Genomic DNA, 18,358 nt, shown 5'->3' with positions numbered 1-18,358 from the left:
TTAAAAACATAGCCCAACCTAAGATTTATTTAAACAGGTTCAAAAGCTCTGCTAGCGTAACATTTTATTTTTTCGATTTTTGCGAGCAGAGCGAGCCTCATCAGATACTTTTTTCTAATACAGGTTTACATAACAAATTATGTAAACTTTATTTTTTACAGCGATTTTTAGATAATACTTGAAAACGTTTTAAAAGATGATATACTAGGAAATAGATAAAGGAGGAAGTTATGGCACATCATGTTTTGCAAAATGGTTCAGATATTCGTGGGATTGCGATTGCAACAGACGAGCTGGCGGTGAATCTCACACCGGAAGCTGTCACAAAAATTGTCCGCGGATTGGTTCATTGGCTTTGTCAAGACGAAGCATTGGTTCAGCTCCATCAGTCAGGCAAGTTGACCATCGGTATCGGGCGCGATAGCCGTTTGAGTGGTCCTAGTCTGGTAGCTGCTTTTACAGAAGAAGCTGTCCGCTTAGGCGTACAGGTAATCGACTTTGGTCTGGCCACCACTCCAGCACTTTTTATGAGTACCCAATATGCGGAATTTGCCTGTCATGCGGGTGTCATGGTGACTGCGAGCCACTTGCCTTATTATTTCAATGGAATTAAAATTTTTAGCCAAAAAGGCGGTGCAGAGCATGAAGATATCGCCTTCATCCTTGAGCATGACCAAGAAATGGCTACACAGTCGGGCGGAAATGTTAGAACAGCGGACCTACTGACCCCTTATGCGGCAGATTTGGTCGGGAAAATTCGTCAGGCCAACCAAGGATCAGAAGCGCCATTACAGGGTCTCCACATCATTGTAGATGCGGGAAATGGAGCAGGTGGCTTCTTTGCGGACAAGGTGTTACAGGTTTTGGGTGCTGATACAACGGGCTCACAATTCCTAGATCCAGATGGCACATTCCCAAATCATATTCCAAATCCAGATAATAAAGAAGCTATGGCCAGCATTCAGAAGGCAGTCCTAGAAAATGCGGCAGATTTAGGGATTATCTTTGACACCGATGTCGACCGCGCTGCCTTGGTGACTAAGTCTGGTGAAATATTAAACCGGAACAATCTGATTGCTGTTCTAAGTCAAATCATTCTGCAAGAACACCCTGGAACGAGCATTGTGACCAATTCACCCACTTCCGAGCATTTAAAACGCTTTATTGAAGAGTTGGGTGGCAAGCAAATTCGCTATATTTCAGGCTATCGCAATGTGATTAATAAGGCGATTGAGACCAATGCAGCAGGCGTTGATTGCCAGTTGGCGATTGAAACTTCTGGACATGCTGCTTTCAAGGAAAATTACTTCCTGGATGACGGAACCTATGCAGCAGCAAAAATTCTGATGTTATTGCCACGCTTGCAAGCAGAGGGCACTAGTCTGGATGATTTGATTGCGCAGTTGAAACAACCTGTAGAGACACAAGAAGTCCGCTTCAAGCTAGAAGCAGAAGACTACCGAGCTCTGGGCGAACAGGTGATTGCCGATTTACAAGCGCAGTCGATTGAGGGCTTCCAGTTTAATCCTGAAAACGAAGAAGGAGTGCGCTTTGATGTAACGGATCCGTATGGAGACGGCTGGTTCTTATTGCGAATGAGCCTGCATGAGCCACTTTTGGTCCTCCAAGTGGAAAATGATCAGCCGGGCTACATTCTTCCAATCCTCAAACGCTTGTCTGCTTTTTGTGCTGCCTATCCTCAGGTCAATCAAGCTAAAATGAAAGAAATTATTGGAGAATAGAGATAAAAGTTTACATAAAATAGATTATGTAAACTTTTTCCCATATGATGATTTCTAGAGCTTATCCAAGGCGTTTTTCTGCTCATCATTGACGATATGGGTATAGAGGTCTGTTACTTGAGTATTGGCATGGCCTAGCTGATGGCTCACCAAGACTTGAGACTTGGTCGCATCATAGAGACGCGTTGCGAGCGTATGGCGCAGTTTATGCGGTGTCACACGAATCTTGAAGTCTGCCGAATATTTAGCGACCATTTTTTCGATGCTAGATGCATCCATGCGATTGGGCAGACCACGGTATTCTGATAAGAAGAAAGCGATGTCGGACTTTTCAGCCTTATAGCGTTGCTGACGAATGGCAAGGTAGTTCTCCAAATAGGGCTTGGCAAAGCCCGCCACATTGACAGAATCTCGTTTGCCCCCTTTTCGTGTCACTTCGATGACCATCATTTTTAAATTGACATCAGCTAGATTGAGATTAACTGCCTCTGAAAGCCGCACACCCGAAGCCAGCAGAAGTGCCAAAATCGCCAAATCCCGTTCCTTATTTTTCTGGAAAGAGGAGAGGGCACGTTTAGATAACTTGACCTGATACTGACTGTCCACATAGTCCAAAAACTCCATGGTTTCATCACCCAAAAAGAGCTTTTGCTTGATGTTTTCAGCCCGCGCAGCAAGAGTTTCCTTTTTCTTCTTGGTCGATACCTTTTTCATGACATTGCGGTAAAAATAAGGCTCGCCTTGCTCATTTTCGACCTCCTCGGTCAAATATTTGTACAGACTTGATAGGGCGGACAAGGTCCGATTGATGGTTGTCTGCGAAACCCCGTTTTGAGTGGTATTGGCATTCAGTAAGGGTCTTTCGCGCAGATACAAGATAAACGACTCCATGTCTTTCTTGGTCAAATGCTCCAGAGTATCCAAGGAAATCTCCGAAATGTGGGATACAGACACCAAATCAGCATCGATTAGCCATTCAAAAAATCGCCGATATTCTTTCAAATATTCGTATAGGGTAGTAAAACTGTACGGTACAGCGAGCTTTGACTGGTAGTAGTCGAGCACATACCAGGGCATGACCGCCTTTAGTTGCTCAATTTTTTCTAATAATAATTCACGTCGCATGACTTTCTCCAAATCTTTTCTTATCTATCATTATAGCACAAGGATAGATATATTTCAAGAAAATTATAGTTTTTCGGAAAGATGTTAGGTGTAATATAATTCTAGATAGCATTCACGTCCCTAAATGCTATCTAGAGCAGACATAAAATATAGAACTGGTCTGTGAGTTTTGAGGAACTATCTACCAATTTACAACCAATATATAATAAAAGACGACTTTCAAAAATGAAAATCGTCTTTTATAGTGATAGTGCATTCATCCATGATTTAAAAATGTATTGAATTTTGGATGTCTCTAGAAAAAATCTATCTTTGTTGTTTTGAAGTGTTCTTCTACAGATTTTCCTTATCCTAGTATTTAGGAACTAAATACTGCAATGCGTGAAATAAAATTGCTATAAATATTGTTGTTTGAGACTGTTGAACTATTATGCCTGTTCCTCTGTGTTTTCAGCGATTGCACGTCCAGTTAAAGTTGCTGTAATCAACTCTTTTATGTCGATTCCCATTCCTTCAGTCACTTGACTCATGGTGTTCATGACATCACCTACCATTTTGGCCGAATTTCCCTCACTGTACATGGTAATGGAATCAACATTTGTAAGCGGAGCAGCTACATTCTTCGCAATTTCTGGTAAGACATTAACAACCATTTCTGTAATGGCCGCATCTTGCATTTGTTTCATGGCTTCAGCTTTTTGGAGTAGCCCTTTAGCCTCAGCTTCTTGGAGTTGTGCAAATTTTTCCGCCTCTACCTGAGCTTTGCGGGCGTCAGCCTCTTTTTGAGTTTCGTACAATTTTAGCTTGACGCTCTAAACGGTCGGCCTCGGCTTGTGCTTTAATGTCAGCAGCGAGCTGTTGCTTACGCACTTCAACCTCACGTGTTTTAACCTCAGCCTCTTTTTCTTGCTTCACAATGTTTGCCTCAGCAGTTTCACGTTCAATTTCTTTACGCTGGATTTCTTGTTGAATCGTATAGGCCGCATCAGCCTTCGCACGCTCCGTATCAGCCTTCGGCTTGCTGTTGAGCGATTTCTTGTTGCGCTTTTGCCTTTGCTTTTGCAGCTTCTTTACGAATTTGCTCGGTATTGTCAATACCAAGATTTTCAATGACACCTTTGTCATCAATCAACCCTTGAATATTAAATGCGACGATTTCAAGTCCCACCTCTTCTAGGTCTTTAGTCGCGTTTTCTTGCACCTTTTATGAGAAATGATACACGGTCAGTTACAATTTGCGACAATTTCATTTGTCCAATGATGGCCCGCAAATGCCCCTCTAAGGTATCACGCACTTCATCGGCAATTTCATCAGAGGTTTTGTACAAGAAGTTGCGAGTAGCCGCTTGAAATAGCTAAGGGTGCTCTGTGCCAATCTTGACTTTTACCGCGGCGTCTACTTTGACATTGATGTAGTCGTTAGTTGGGACATAATCTGACGTACGAGCATCAACGGAGATCATTCCGGCTGCCATAGTGTCAACACGTTCTAAAATTGGAATTTTCCAACCCGTCTTACCATGGAGAACACGTTGCCCTCTTGGGCCTGAGATGACCTTAATCTCTCCGGGACTTGCGGATACGAATCCCGCAAAGAAAATCCCTAGAATTGCGAGGACTACAATGAGTACAACAATTAAATAGAATAGGTCCATTTTTCACCTCTAATCTTAATCGATGATTTTATCGGATTGATACCAGACTTCGATATGGTCTTATACTGGTGGCCTCGTCTTTATCAAATATCTGACTTAACCGGGTCGGCCGAAAAAAGTCCTTATCGAGTTGCTCACGGTCAATCACCTTATTCACCAAGTCAGCGTTTTTGGGTGATAAGACATCATTTCGGCTCATATCATCGTTTGCTGAGGCGAGCGAGGGAATACGGATGATATGGAAAAAGTCAAAAGCGAATGTTTATTAATTATTGTAACAAGAATGAGAACGCTATAGACGATCGGCTTGATCAATTTTTCTTGATTTTTTCCTATTTATATAAAAAGAAGAGAATTATTTTCTCTTCTTTTTTGCTTTCTTCATTTTATTTGCCATGCGTTTCATGGATTGTTTCATCGCAAATTCTCCGATTTTACCTTTCAATCCACCGCCAAACATCTGTCCCATATCTGGCAGACCAGCACCACTCAAGGCGGATAAATCAGGCATGCCCCCTTGCCCCATCATGCCCTCAAGGGCAGACATGTCCATATTGTTGGGCAGATTTTTCGGAAGATTATTGGGGTTAATTCCCATCTGCTTCATCATCTTGTTCATATCGCCTGACATGACGCCCTGCATCATAGCCTTGGCTTGGTTAAAGTCCTTGATGAATTTGTTGACTTCGATAAAGGTATTTCCGGAACCATTGGCAATCCGTCTGCGACGGCTCGGGCTTAGCAAGTCAGGATTTTCACGCTCAGCTGGGGTCATGGATGAGACGATAGCGCGTTTTCTTGCGATTTCGCGCTCATCAACCTTGAGATTAGCAAGGGCTGGATTGCCTGCCATTCCTGGAATCATCTTGAGCAAATCTTCCATTGGTCCCATATTTTGAACTTGGTCGAGCTGATCGATGAAATCGTTGAAATCAAAGGTGTTTTCCCGCATTTTTTCAGCAAGTTCAAGCGATCTCTTCTCGTCATATTCTTGAGAAGCCTTCTCAATCAAGGTCAGCATATCTCCCATGCCGAGGATACGACTCGACATGCGGTCTGGGTGGAAAGTTTCGATATCAGTAATCTTCTCACCTGTACCAGTGAATTTGATTGGTTTTCCTGTGATATGGCGAACAGAGAGCGCCGCACCGCCACGGGTATCCCCGTCAATCTTGGTCAAAATTATCCCAGTCACTTCTAGCTGGTTATTAAATTCATGAGCGACATTGGCAGCTTCCTGACCAATCATGGCATCAACCACGAGGAGAATTTCATGTGGCTGAGCAAGTGCCTTCACATCCCGCAATTCGTTCATGAGAACTTCATCGATTTGCAGGCGACCTGCCGTATCAATCAACACATAGTCATTGTTATTTTGTTTAGCAATTTCAAGACCTTGCTTGACAATATCAACCGCTGGAACACCCGTCCCCAACTCAAATACAGGCACTTCTATTTGTTGACCCAAGGTTTTCAACTGGTCAATGGCCGCTGGACGATAGATGTCCGCCGCAATCAGCAAAGGACGAGCATTTTCTTCTTTTTTTAGTTTATTGGCTAGTTTTCCTGCAAAAGTTGTTTTACCAGCCCCTTGCAGACCGACCATCATGACAATGGTTGGGATTTTGGGTGATTTATTGATCTCAGCTGTATCAGCCCCTAAAATCGCTGTCAATTCTTCATCAACAATCTTGATGATTTGTTGAGCAGGATTCAGCGTTTCAATGACCTCGTGACCAACAGCACGCTCACGGACCTTCTTGATAAAGTCTTTCACGACTGGTAGGGCAACGTCCGCCTCAAGAAGAGCTAGACGAATCTCTTTGGTCGCTTCTTGGACATCGCTCTCACTAATTTTCCCCTTACGGCGTAGGTTTTTAAAGACATTTTGTAAACGTTCGGTTAAACTTTCAAAAGCCATAGTGCTCTCCTTTATTCTCTATTGTCAATGCTGCTTAAAATGGTGATTTGCTCCTGCAGGAAGTCATCTGTGGGATAGCGTTCAAGGATTTGATCAAAAATCTGACTACGGACAATGTAATCGGAATACATGTGCAATTTCTTCTCGTAATCTTCTAAAATCTTCTCCGTCCGCTTGATATTGTCATACACTGCCTGACGGCTAACCTGAAATTCCTCAGCAATCTCCGCTAGACTATAATCATCTGCATAATACAGCTCAATATAATTCATCTGTTTATCGGTCAAGAGTGCCGCGTAAAATTCAAACAAGGCATTCATCCGATTTGTTTTTTCAATTTCCATACCCTCTATTATACCAAATTTTTCCAATGGGATAAAGCCTGCTTATCTATTTTTAATCACAAAAAGTTTACATAATAAATGTTATGTAAACTTTTTGTTTTCTAAATAAAATTCAAAACGCTCGCCGACATACTGACTATTGACATACTCAAACGGTTGACCGTCTTCTAAATAAGAAACTTGGCGCAGCGCCAAAATGGCTTGATTTTTTGTGATTTGTAGGTGTTTGGCTACTTGTTCGTTAGCCAAACGAGCGTAAATGGTCTGGTGACTTTTGCCAATACGATAGCCATTTTCTGTCAAGGTTTTGAAGAAATGGTTGGTCACATCGCTCTTTTTGATATTATGAATCAAGCGCTCAGGGATACTGGCCACCTCATAGACAACCGGAATATTATCGGCAAAACGTACACGTTCCATGCGCACGATAGAATCTCCTGCCTGTAAATTCAACTGACTAGCTTCTTTATCAGTGGGCTTTGTTCGGATATAGGACAATAACTGACTGGACGGAGTTTTGCCCTGAAGCTGGATAATATCTGTAAAAGACATGGTTCCACGCATTTTTTCTTGCACACGAGTGCTTGCCACATAGGTACCCGATCCGACTTTGCGTTGTAAAATCCCTTCTTCCACCAAGAGCGTAATCCCTTGGCGCAAGGTCATTCGCGACACACCAAACTCATCAGCTAAGTCCCGCTCGCTCGGTAAACGCTCGCCGATTTTCCAGACTCCACGGTCAATTTCTTCTTTTAATTTATCGTGGATGGCAATATAAGCAGCTTTCATACTCACTCCTCTTCGTTTCTCTTTCTATTGTACCAAATTTCTATCTTTTTAACCATTCTTACTGCAAATTGTTCGTTTTTATGATAGAATAAGAAACATCATTTGATATTTTTATTTGAAAGGAAATAATATGACACTCCAAGATGTCGAAAAAATCATTGTTCTGGACTATGGTAGCCAGTACAATCAGCTGATTTCACGCCGTATTCGTGAGATTGGTGTCTTCTCCGAACTCAAGAGCCACAAGATTTCAGCAGCTGCAGTTCGTGAGATTAACCCTGTCGGAATTGTGCTCTCTGGTGGGCCAAATTCTGTCTATGAAGACGGTTCTTTTGATATCGACCCAGATATTTTTGAGCTAGGCATTCCCATTTTAGGGATTTGCTACGGTATGCAACTGATTACCCACAAGCTTGGTGGTAAGGTCGTTCCTGCTGGAGACGCTGGAAATCGTGAGTACGGCCAATCTGAACTGACCCACACTCCTTCTCCTCTCTTTGAGGGAACGCCTGAAGAGCAGCTAGTTTTGATGAGCCATGGGGATGCGGTGACTGAAATTCCTGAGGGCTTTGTACGCACAGGAGTTTCAGCTGATTGCCCTTATGCAGCGATTGAAAATCCTGATAAAAAGATTTATGGGATTCAATTCCACCCAGAGGTACGCCATTCCGTTTATGGAAATGACATTTTACGCAATTTCGCGCTTCATATCTGCGGTGCCAAAGGCAATTGGTCAATGGACAATTTCATCGACATGCAGATTGCCAAGATTCGTGAAACCGTAGGGGACAAGAAGGTGCTTCTTGGACTATCTGGCGGGGTTGATTCATCTGTTGTAGGAGTTCTGCTCCAAAAAGCGATTGGGGATCAACTCATCTGTATCTTCGTTGACCACGGACTTCTTCGCAAGGGCGAAGCGGATCAAGTAATGGAGATGTTGGGCGGTAAATTCGGTTTGAACATTGTCAAGGCAGATGCTGCCAAACGTTTCCTTGATAAATTAGCAGGCGTATCTGACCCTGAACAAAAACGGAAAATCATTGGAAATGAATTTGTCTATGTCTTTGATGATGAGGCAAGTAAACTGACCGATGTTGCCTTTCTTGCTCAAGGAACACTTTATACAGATGTGATTGAGTCTGGTACCGATACCGCTCAGACCATTAAATCCCACCACAATGTGGGCGGCTTACCAGAGGATATGCAGTTCAAGTTGATTGAGCCCCTCAATACCCTTTACAAGGACGAAGTCCGTGCCTTAGGGACAGAGCTTGGCATGCCTGATGAAATCGTCTGGCGCCAGCCATTCCCAGGTCCAGGACTTGCCATTCGCGTCATGGGAGAAATCACCGAGGAAAAACTGGAAACAGTCCGTGAATCCGATGCTATTCTCCGTGAAGAAATCGCGAAAGCTGGTCTTGAGCGCGACATCTGGCAATACTTTACAGTCAATACAGGTGTGCGCTCTGTCGGTGTCATGGGAGACGGTCGTACCTACGACTACACGATTGCCATCCGCGCTATCACTTCTATCGATGGCATGACAGCAGACTTTGCAAAAATCCCATGGGAAGTCCTCCAAAAAATTTCTGTTCGTATCGTCAACGAAGTCGATCACGTCAACCGCATCGTCTATGATATCACCAGCAAACCACCAGCAACGGTTGAGTGGGAGTAAAATAATCCAGTGGATTATTTTAGCCCGAGCCTAGAAACTAAAAAGCGAGGATAATCCAGTAGCTGTGTTAATTAGAGGCTAGAAAAAGGTCATATTTACTTTGAAGAAGCTCTATAATAGGAGCTTCTTTTTGAATGTGGTAGACTAGCAGGCAAATTGAAAAGGAAGACTAGTATGTTCCCTCTTCATCTTATAGTTGTTTCACTTTAAAATACTTGTGACATATAGCATTGATTTTAGAAAACGTGTGCTGTCTTTCGTTCAGGAAGGTCACACTCGAATAAAAGCCTGCGATCTTTTCGGTATCAATCCCTCTACTTACTTTGCGTAAATGGGAACGAAAAGTAGAAACAGAAGGGCACTTACAGACAAGCCTAGACAGCGTTCTCCCCGTAAACTTCCTAAAGACCAGTTATTGGCTTACGTTGAGCAACATCCAGATGCCTATCTGCGAGAAATTGCAGAGCACTTTTCCTGTGCGATTAATGCAGTTTGGAAAGCCCTAAGGAAATACAATATTACTTTAAAAAAAGACGACAACTTATCGCGAACAGAGTCCAGAAAAGGTTAGATGTTTTCTTGCCGTTTTAGCTGTCCTCGGTGGTCTCCCTATTGTTTATATTGACGAGACAGGAATTGACACCTACCTGTATCGGAAAAAGGGAAGGGCTAAACGAGGGGAGAAAGTCTATGGTAAGGTCAGTGGCAGACGCTTTGAACGTATCTCTGTTGTGGTTGGGCAAGTCAATGGTAAGTTTGTAGCGCCCATGATTTACAAACAAAGCATGACCAGTCACTTTTTTGTTAAATGGTTTGAAAGTCTCAGTTATTGCCAGCTTTAGATAAACCTCATATTGTGATTATGGATAACGCCGCCTTTCATCCAAAGGCACAATTAGATGAGCTTTGTATCGCAAATCACCATCCATTTCTTTCTACCTTTACCTCCCTATTCTCCTGAACTAAATCCGATTGAAAAAGCCTGGGCTAACCTTAAGAAAAAGGTCATGGAGTTACTACCAACATATAACTCGGTAACAGAATGTCTGGATAATGTTTTTTAAAGTGAAACAACTATAAGAGAACGTAAAAAAACTCCCTCAGCATGTACAAGAAGCTGGGGCTACATAGCTGACCAGTTATTTTCAGGGACAAGAAACCTTGATCGTAGACTGTATCACTCCTCCTACTTCCCTTCCGTTTGAGTTCTTCCAAGCTAGTATCTAAGTCCCCTCACCTAGAAACTAAAAAACAAGGTCAGTGGGGCAGCGAATCATTGAGTATTAACACGATTCGATGCCACGCCGACCTTGCGGAGGGGAGCATAAATAATAAACCGATTTCTATAAAATCAGGTAACCTATTCTTCTTCTGAAAGAACCTCTTTTACTAAATCCATTGCTTGCATAACCGCTTGATGACGAGACTGGTGCAGTTCTAACTCTTCCTTGTCCAATTCATTATACATTTCATTGGTCAGGAGGATTTTTTTCTTCAATTTTGGCGAATACATAATATAGCCAACCATTTCTAACTCTGTCAATTTTCCGATAATATCCGTCAAGGTCTGAGCTTCTGTCGTACCATGTTCCATATTCTCTCTCCTTTTCTGCCCAAGTGATTTTTACCAAGTGATTTTTTTTACAAACCCTTCATCTGACCATAGGCATTTAGCCTAATTTATGGTAAAATAAAAGTACAAGATTTAGATATAAAGATACCAAGCGGTATATTTATATTATACTAATTGGTATCTGGTTTGTCAATAAAAATATAAGATTATGAATATAAAATGGAGTCAATCATGGATACGATTAAAAATCCCTTTCCCAAGCGACTGAAAGAGTTGCGAAAAAATGCTAAATTGACACAGCAAGAATTATCAAATGCGCTCAATATCAAGCAAGGAACCTATTCACGTTGGGAACGTGGTCTATTAGAACCCAGCCTTTCGCAAATTACAGACCTGGCAATTTTCTTTCATGTGAGTGTTGATTACCTCACTGGAAAACGTGATAAGGAATATAGCACAATTTCAAGCTTTGATCATGAACCTATGTCTGTTGAAGAAAGTAGTAAAATCGTTGATTATGTCATTTCAAGTATTTTTACTGCTCTCTCTTCTGCCAAAGAAAGAGGAATTTCTGAAGCAACTATGGTGAAGCTGCTCTCTGAATTAGGCTTTGAAAAAGAAGCCCAAACCAATCTCATCGCGCAGCTCTATGACTCAGGCGCATTGAAACAGTCTGAGTAAAACATTGTATCAAAATAGAAAAAACGAATAGGGAAACCCGTTCATCAGAATGCTTTCCCTATTCGTTTTTTGTTTGCTTGACACTTCTTTATAGAGTATTACTCACTAAGGTTGGTGCACAACCGTATCGTCCATGTCGAGAATCACACCATTCTGATAGACGCGGCAGAGTGAGCCGTCTGTTCCTTGCAAGAGGTTATATGGGATGGAATCCGTCCGATTGTAATTATCTTCTAAGACTGTCCAGCCCTTGTCTCCAAGAATACTATTGGCATAGTTAATCGTATCCTGACCACTATCTAGGGTCACACCTGTATTGTTATTCTGTATGGCGTTAGCAGGATCTGTGACCGGCTCTGCGGCTGGCGCTTCAGAACTGGATGCCACTGCTACTGAAGAAGTGCTATCTGTAGAGGATGAAGAACTGGTCGATACTTGGCTAGAACTTACACTACTACTAGAACTGGTTTTGGGAGTTTTCATAGAACAGCCCGTAGATAAGGTCAAAACAGCCAGTAAAGACATGGCAAGAAGTGTGTATTTTTTCATGAGTGATCCTCCTTTTCTCTGTGAATCATAAATCCTGTGGCTTGTTTGGTTGCCATAATGGTCATATCTGAAATCTGTACGTTGCGGGGTTGGTTGGCAACGAATAGGACACTCTGGGCAATGTCTTCAGCTTGTAAGGCTTCAATTCCTTGATAGACAATCGCAGCACGCTCCTTGTCCCCGTGAAAACGCACCTGACTGAAATCAGTTTCCACAATCCCTGGCTGAATGGTCGTGACCTTGATATTCTTATCAATGGTATCGATACGGATACCGTCACTCAAAACCTTGACAGCTGATTTTGTGGCTGCATAGACTGCTGCTCCTGCATAGGCATAAATCCCCGCTGTTGAGCCAATATTAATCACATGGCCTTGGTCACGTTCGACCATGCTTGGTAGAATCTGGTGCGTCACATACAGCAAGCCCTTCACATTGGTGTCGATCATGGTGACCATATCCGCTATATCATGGTCATGGAATTTTTCAAGCCCTAGCGCCAAGCCCGCATTATTAACCAAGATATCAATTTGCGGTAGGTCTGCTAACATTTGCTGGCAAACCGCTGTTACTTCTGCTGCATTTGTCACATCCATCTGGTAATAAAAAGCCTTAATACCATATTTTTCTGCTATATCAGCCTGGATTTCCTGCAACTTTTCTACTCTACGACCCGTGAGAATCACATGAACACGATTTTCGGCAAATGCGTAGGCAATCGCTTTTCCAATCCCACTTGTCGCACCTGTAATCAGTACGTATCTTGTCATGCTTCCCCTCCTTTTCTCTCATTATACCACTTTTTTTGAGAAAGGAGAAAGGGAAAAAGAGCAGAAAAGACGAACATTGTGCTACTGCTCATTCGTTTTCTTTAAAATAATCCCATCAACCGGATTAAATAGACATTAAATCGTACCTGCCGTGAATAGTAGATATTGCCACCATTCACATAGAGTTTGCCGCCATGTAAGAGGGCGATGGGATGATAGTAGGTGTAGGTTTGGGCTGTGGTATTGCCAAGGCTTGGTGCCACAATATCTTTTGAATAGGTGATGGACAGCTCAATGGTATTTTTACCACCGTTTTGGGCAACGTAGTCAATATAAGCAGGACCATAGTTGTAGGCCTGAACAGCTGTCCAAACGTCCACTCCTGCCTCCTCAGCCAAGGAAAGATTCTTACTTAGATATTCAACTCCTTGGCGAATGCTTTCCTTGCTGTCTGTAATGGTATCGGCATATCCTGAAGCAGACTCGCTCGACTGCATGACATCCGCTTGTTTCCCTTTCGTTTCCGTGTAAATCATTGCTAGTACCAATTCTTCATTGGCTCTGGTATCATTTTCCGCCAAGATTTCTTGCACCATGGGTTGATAGGTCATGACTTGCTTGATATCTTGGCGAATCCTGTAGAACTGATAGGCTAGAAAAACAAGGACGATAAGGGCGATCGTTCTTGTTAGTTTTTTCATCTTATTTGCTCTTAATATCTTCTATATTCTTGATGAGGATAGAGTAGGTTCCGTTGTCATTCTGGATAAATTCGACGGATTCTGCATCTTCATAAATCGTGGTTGGTACAATCAGCTCAATCCCGTTTGAGAGGGACAATTTCTGATTTTCAAATTTTTTCAGTTGGCGACTGTTGTCAATTTCCTCAAAGCTAACTTTTTCTGGAATCACATCTTTCAACTCATCGACGAAACTCAAACGAGCGCTGAGATTGTTATCAAATAATTGATTGGCCAGTTTTTCAGACGACAATTCATTGTCTTCTTCCAGATGATTGAAAATCGCTGACTTGACCTTGGATTGGAACTGGAAATCTGCCTGATTGAAGTTCTCCGCAATCTTCTGAGCTGTTTGTTCAACTGCCTTAATGGATTTCTTGGCGGAGATGGCGGGACTATCTTGTAGGACATTATCTGAGAAATAATTCAGAAAAGTCCCATTGTACTTGATTCGTTTTTCAATCAAGTGGTACTTGTAGGTTTGCAGATTAAGAATCAAGGCCTCGTCTGGGGCAGAGCCGGCACTCGGCAGATTATTCTGCGTGAGTTTCAAGGGGTTATCACTTTCTGCACCAACATGGACGAGATTTTCACGAAGTGAAATCCGTAAGAAAGCAAATTGTTCCACGCCATTTTTTTCAAACCGAACGAAGACCAAGTCATTGGTTTTAAGATTTTCCGAAACAGAAAACTCCTCTTTCCAAAGGTTGGCGATGGTGATGGAACTTGCTAGCAAATCATCTGACAGATAGGCAAGAAAGGGGCTGTCCTCCCCCAATTGACCTGTCTTTGCTTCGTCCGAATAGGAACGCTCGATTTTTTTCCGCAGATACTCCTCAATTTTGGGTGTAATGGTCAACAGCTTGTCTGCCAAGACCAGCTCTGTGTCTTCTGGAGAAAATTGGTGAATAACAGCTTCTTTAATATAAATATCCATGGATATTAGGCCTCATACAATGGAAAAGCATCGGTCAAGGCACGGACTTCTTGACGAATCTCGTCTAATACCGCCTCATTGTCAGCATTTTCTAAGGCTTTAATAGTCAATTCAGCCACCTTGCGCGCTTCTTCAACACCAAATCCGCGAGCCGTAATTGCCGCAGAACCAATCCGAATACCACTTGTCTTAAACGGTGACAATGTTTCAAATGGAATCGAATTTTTGTTTAAGGTGATGTGTACTTCGTCTAGGAGATTTTGAGCCACTTTTCCATTTTCAACGACCTTGGTCACATCAACAAGGAAGAGATGATTGTCTGTTCCGCCTGTGATGACACGGAATTTATCATGCGCCAAGAATACATCTGCCATCGTCTTACTATTATCGATGACTTTTTGGGCATATTCCTTGAAGGCAGGGTCCAAAACTTCCTTGAAAGCAACGGCTTTTGCGGCAATGACATGCTCAAGCGGTCCACCTTGGATTCCAGGAAAAATGGCAGAATTGATTTTCTTCGCTAATTCTTCATCATTGGTCAAAATCAAGCCACCACGAGGACCACGTAAGGTTTTATGGGTCGTTGTAGTTGTAATATGGGCATGTAGTACTGGGTTCGGATGCAAACCTGCTGCAACCAAACCTGCGATATGCGCCATATCCACCATGAGCTTAGCTCCAACCTTGTCTGCGATTTCACGGAACTTAGCAAAATCAATGATACGCGCATAAGCAGAAGCCCCTGCAACAATGAGCTTAGGTTGTACTTCTTTGGCTTGGGCTAAAATGGCATCGTAATCCAGTAAACCTGTTTCTTCATCTACATTGTAAGCGACAAAGTTATAGGTTTGACCAGAAAAGCTAACCGCAGCACCGTGGGTTAAGTGCCCACCAGCTGCTAAATCCATTCCCATAACCGTATCACCCGGTTCAATCAAGGCCATATAAGCTGCGCAGTTGGCTTGGCTACCAGAATGTGGCTGCACATTGGCAAATCTTGCGCCAAAGATTTGCTTGGCACGTTCGATTGCAAGACTCTCCACAACATCTACACATTCGGTTCCTCCGTAGTAGCGACGATCTGGGTAGCCCTCAGCATACTTATTGGTCAAAATCGAACCTTGTGCTGCCATGACAGCCTTTGACACGACATTTTCTGAGGCAATCAATTCAATATTGTGCTGTTGGCGCTCTTCTTCTGCAGCAATGGCAGTCCATAGTTCTTTATCGTAGGCTTTGTAATCTTCTTTATCAAAAATCATGCGTTTTCTCCTTTAAACTTCAGTTCTGGTAGCTGGGCGAGAAGGTTCTCGCGAGTGATAGCGCCTTGGCGTAAAATCCGAGCTTCCGCTCCTGACAAGTCCAAAATCGTCGAATCTTGTCCAGTTAGAAACTCATCGTCTTTTACACCTATGACCTCCCCATGAAAGTCCTGCATAATCTGGTCAAACAAGACACCACTTGTCCTTCCAGATAGATTAGCAGACGGTCCAATCAGAGGTCCAAATGTCTGTATCAAGTTGAGCGTCACAGGGTGGCTCGGAACACGAAAACCAACCGTTTTCATGCCAGAATTGACCCAGTGAGGGACTTGTTCATTTGCTTGTAAAATAATGGTCAAGGGACCCGGTAAAAAAGCTTGAAAGAGGTGGGCTAGGTAGGCTGGTTGGTGCTTGGAAAAGGCTAGCATATCCTCTAAACTTGCCACATTCAAATTCATGGCCTTATCTAGCGGACGGTTTTTAAGGTCATAGACACGCTGGACAGCCCTTTTGTCTAAGGCTCGACCAAACAAGCCATAGACAGTCTCGGTCGGCAAGACAACCGCCCCACCTGCTTCTAGTATCCTTTCAATCCTATCCATGGTCGACCACCACCATTCTATCCTGTCCAAATTGGTCTTTTAGAATACGGACACGTTTGCATGGAAAGGCTGTTTGAAAGAGTTCAGAGACTGTTTTCCCTTGCTTATAGCCGATTTCATGGTAGATTTTTCCACCTTCAGCTAGAAATTTAGCCGCTCCTGCTGCTATTTCCCGATAGATAGCAAGACCGTTTTCTGCTGCAAATAGGGCTAGGTGGGGTTCCGAGTGAAGCACATTCAAGCCGACTTCTGCCTCATCCTGTCGTGAAATATACGGAGGATTTGAAACAATGATGTCATACTTTCCGCTTATCTTCTCCCAAATATCCGATTGGACCAAGGTCACCTCAACCTGATGTTGCTCTACATTTGCCTTTGCGACCGCAAGAGCTTCTGCCGAAATATCTGAAGCTACTACCTTCCAACTTGGCTTGCTGTGGGCAAGGCTAATCGCAATCGCACCACTTCCTGTCCCAATGTCTAAGACAGAAAGCTTTTCTGTCGGATTTTCAGCGAGAATCAAGTCCACCAACTCTTCTGTCTCAGGACGGGGAATTAGCACGCGCGGGTCTACCATTAATTCCAGACCATGAAAGTCGGATTTTCCAACAATGTACTGGGCTGGATAATGATGAAGCAGCTGCTGAAAAATATCAGCTAACAGTACCTCATCTTCTGCTGTCACTTCTTTGGTCAGCTGCAAGACAAAGTCTGTCAGACTGAGAGCTTTCAACTTGCGAAAAGCATAGGCTAGGCTTTCTGGCTCTTCGCCAACCTCCTCCAACTTGCTTTCATAGCTTGAAAACAATTGAGCATAGTTCATTATTTATTCAACTCTTCTAATTTCTGCGTTTGATCATAGAGCACCAAGGCATCGATGACTTCGTCCATTTTCCCAGACAAAATCGTATCGAGTTTTTGAAGAGTCAAGCCGATACGGTGGTCTGTCACACGGTTTTGCGGGAAATTATAGGTCCGAATCCGCTCTGAACGGTCTCCCGTACCAATGGTTGACTTCCGCTCTGCATCTTGCTCGTCTTGGGCAATTTGTGCAAAGTGGTCTGCCACCCGTGCCCGAATAACCTTCATCGCCTTATCACGGTTTTTCTGCTGGGTTCGCTCCTCCTGCATTTCAACCTTGATATTGGTCGGCAAGTGGACAATCCGCACAGCTGTCGCCACCTTATTGACGTTCTGACCACCCGCACCTGAAGCGTGGTAAATGTCAATTCGCAGGTCTTTTGGATCGATGTCATACTCGACTTCTTCAATCTCTGGCATAATCAAGACAGTTGCGGTTGATGTATGCACGCGTCCTTGACTCTCGGTCACAGGCACGCGTTGAACCCGGTGAGCACCTGATTCATACTTCAACTTAGAATAGACCGATTGTCCTGATACCATGGCGACAACCTCTTTGATCCCTCCGACACCATTGTAAGAGGCCTCCATGACATCAAAACGCCAGCCTTGGCTTTCTGCAAATTTCTGATACATGGTCAGCAAATCTCCTGCAAAGAGAGCTGCCTCATCACCACCAGCTGCTCCACGAATTTCTAAGATGATATTCTTGTCATCATTCGGGTCTTTTGGTAGTAGCAAAATCTTCAATTTTTCTTCGTAGGCTTCCTTGTCAGCCTTAGCTGTCTTTAGCTCTTCCTTTGCCATTTCTTCCAAGTCAGCATCACCAGAGGCATCCTTAATCATTTCTTCAGCGTCTATGATATTTTGAAGCACTTTTTTATATTCGCGGTAAGCTGTTACCGTATCACGAGTTGCAGCTTCTTCCTTTGACAATTCCATAAAACGCTTGGTGTCACTCACCACAGCTGGGTCACTCAGCAATTCTCCCAGTTCTTCATAGCGGTTCTCCACCGCCTGCAATTGATCATAAATGTTCATAATAAGATACAAAGCCCGTAAAGAAAGCAAGAGAAAAATAGGAGACTGATGAAAGGTGGTTACACCTACAGCAGTCTATCTTTTTTCC

18 protein-coding genes and 2 pseudogenes are annotated in these 18,358 nt (G+C 43.2%); 5 read left to right on the top strand and 15 right to left on the bottom strand.

Annotated elements, in window-relative coordinates; translation table 11 throughout:
* The first annotated feature begins 230 nt into the window (after window positions 1-230).
* Complete coding sequence (locus tag E4T82_RS02270) at window positions 231-1,742, top strand: phosphomannomutase/phosphoglucomutase (protein WP_135181278.1); 1,512 nt, start codon at window positions 231-233, stop codon at window positions 1,740-1,742.
* A gap of 54 nt (window positions 1,743-1,796) precedes the next feature.
* Here E4T82_RS02270 and xerS read toward each other — a convergent pair whose 3' ends face one another.
* From xerS to E4T82_RS02245, 6 genes and pseudogenes are all read right to left on the bottom strand, one after another.
* The gene (gene xerS, locus E4T82_RS02265) at window positions 1,797-2,867 is read right to left on the bottom strand and encodes a tyrosine recombinase XerS (RefSeq protein WP_135181277.1); all 1,071 of its coding nucleotides are present in this window, start codon (window positions 2,865-2,867) and stop codon (window positions 1,797-1,799) included.
* Window positions 2,868-3,295: 428 nt separating this feature from the next.
* Window positions 3,296-4,522: pseudogene (locus tag E4T82_RS13140) on the bottom strand (flotillin family protein).
* 28 nt (window positions 4,523-4,550) lie between these two features.
* A complete protein-coding gene (locus E4T82_RS12425; protein WP_167753542.1) occupies window positions 4,551-4,721 on the bottom strand; it encodes a hypothetical protein in 171 nt (56 codons plus the stop codon).
* Window positions 4,722-4,877: 156 nt separating this feature from the next.
* The gene (gene ffh, locus E4T82_RS02255) at window positions 4,878-6,443 is read right to left on the bottom strand and encodes a signal recognition particle protein (protein WP_135181276.1); all 1,566 of its coding nucleotides are present in this window, start codon (window positions 6,441-6,443) and stop codon (window positions 4,878-4,880) included.
* Between the two features lie 11 nt (window positions 6,444-6,454).
* Window positions 6,455-6,787, bottom strand: coding sequence for a putative DNA-binding protein (locus tag E4T82_RS02250; protein WP_135181275.1), 333 nt, complete (start codon window positions 6,785-6,787; stop codon window positions 6,455-6,457).
* An 81-nt stretch (window positions 6,788-6,868) separates the two neighbouring features.
* Window positions 6,869-7,576, bottom strand: a complete 708-nt coding sequence (locus E4T82_RS02245) for a GntR family transcriptional regulator (RefSeq protein WP_135181274.1) — start codon at window positions 7,574-7,576, stop codon at window positions 6,869-6,871.
* Window positions 7,577-7,706: 130 nt separating this feature from the next.
* On the opposite strand from E4T82_RS02245, the gene guaA reads away from it, so the two are divergent.
* The 3 genes and pseudogenes from guaA (at window position 7,707) to E4T82_RS13130 (ending at window position 10,318) form a co-directional block, all read left to right on the top strand.
* On the top strand, window positions 7,707-9,254 hold the full coding sequence (gene guaA, locus E4T82_RS02240) for a glutamine-hydrolyzing GMP synthase (RefSeq protein ID WP_135181273.1): 1,548 nt from the start codon (window positions 7,707-7,709) through the stop codon (window positions 9,252-9,254).
* Window positions 9,255-9,585: 331 nt separating this feature from the next.
* Window positions 9,586-9,825 (top strand): IS630 transposase-related protein, encoded by a 240-nt coding sequence (locus tag E4T82_RS13135; protein ID WP_135181272.1) that lies wholly within the window; start codon window positions 9,586-9,588, stop codon window positions 9,823-9,825.
* A gap of 40 nt (window positions 9,826-9,865) precedes the next feature.
* A pseudogene (locus E4T82_RS13130) lies at window positions 9,866-10,318 on the top strand (transposase).
* Between the two features lie 296 nt (window positions 10,319-10,614).
* On the opposite strand, the gene E4T82_RS02220 reads toward E4T82_RS13130, so the two are convergent.
* A complete protein-coding gene (locus tag E4T82_RS02220) occupies window positions 10,615-10,848 on the bottom strand; it encodes a hypothetical protein (RefSeq protein ID WP_135181270.1) in 234 nt (77 codons plus the stop codon).
* Between the two features lie 210 nt (window positions 10,849-11,058).
* On the opposite strand from E4T82_RS02220, the gene E4T82_RS02215 reads away from it, so the two are divergent.
* Window positions 11,059-11,508: a helix-turn-helix domain-containing protein gene (locus E4T82_RS02215; RefSeq protein ID WP_167753541.1), complete on the top strand. Its 450-nt coding sequence runs from the start codon at window positions 11,059-11,061 to the stop codon at window positions 11,506-11,508.
* A 105-nt stretch (window positions 11,509-11,613) separates the two neighbouring features.
* On the opposite strand, the gene E4T82_RS02210 is transcribed toward E4T82_RS02215, so the two are convergent.
* From E4T82_RS02210 to prfA, 8 genes are all read right to left on the bottom strand, one after another.
* Entirely contained in the window at window positions 11,614-12,057 is a 444-nt protein-coding gene (locus E4T82_RS02210) for a hypothetical protein (RefSeq protein ID WP_135181268.1), read from the bottom strand.
* On the bottom strand, window positions 12,054-12,827 hold the full coding sequence (locus tag E4T82_RS02205) for an SDR family NAD(P)-dependent oxidoreductase (RefSeq protein WP_135181267.1): 774 nt from the start codon (window positions 12,825-12,827) through the stop codon (window positions 12,054-12,056). Before E4T82_RS02205 ends, E4T82_RS02210 begins: the two co-directional genes overlap by 4 nt.
* A gap of 101 nt (window positions 12,828-12,928) precedes the next feature.
* Window positions 12,929-13,528 (bottom strand): lysozyme family protein, encoded by a 600-nt coding sequence (locus E4T82_RS02200; protein WP_135181266.1) that lies wholly within the window; start codon window positions 13,526-13,528, stop codon window positions 12,929-12,931.
* A gap of 1 nt (window position 13,529) precedes the next feature.
* Window positions 13,530-14,504, bottom strand: coding sequence for a nucleoid-associated protein (locus E4T82_RS02195; RefSeq protein ID WP_135181265.1), 975 nt, complete (start codon window positions 14,502-14,504; stop codon window positions 13,530-13,532).
* Window positions 14,505-14,509: 5 nt separating this feature from the next.
* On the bottom strand, window positions 14,510-15,766 hold the full coding sequence (gene glyA / locus E4T82_RS02190; protein ID WP_135181264.1) for a serine hydroxymethyltransferase: 1,257 nt from the start codon (window positions 15,764-15,766) through the stop codon (window positions 14,510-14,512).
* The gene (locus E4T82_RS02185) at window positions 15,763-16,368 is read right to left on the bottom strand and encodes an L-threonylcarbamoyladenylate synthase (protein ID WP_135181263.1); all 606 of its coding nucleotides are present in this window, start codon (window positions 16,366-16,368) and stop codon (window positions 15,763-15,765) included. The genes glyA and E4T82_RS02185 overlap by 4 nt, the downstream gene beginning before the upstream one ends.
* Complete coding sequence (gene prmC, locus E4T82_RS02180) at window positions 16,361-17,191, bottom strand: peptide chain release factor N(5)-glutamine methyltransferase (protein WP_135181262.1); 831 nt, start codon at window positions 17,189-17,191, stop codon at window positions 16,361-16,363. Before prmC ends, E4T82_RS02185 begins: the two co-directional genes overlap by 8 nt.
* On the bottom strand, window positions 17,191-18,270 hold the full coding sequence (gene prfA, locus E4T82_RS02175; protein WP_135181261.1) for a peptide chain release factor 1: 1,080 nt from the start codon (window positions 18,268-18,270) through the stop codon (window positions 17,191-17,193). Before prfA ends, prmC begins: the two co-directional genes overlap by 1 nt.
* Window positions 18,271-18,358 lie beyond the last annotated feature (88 nt).

It is taken from the genome of Streptococcus cuniculi (assembly GCF_004570575.1).
Lineage (GTDB): Bacteria > Bacillota > Bacilli > Lactobacillales > Streptococcaceae > Streptococcus > Streptococcus cuniculi_A.
Note: the sequence above shows the minus strand (reverse complement) of the source record. Positions and strands in the feature narration are given on the sequence as shown.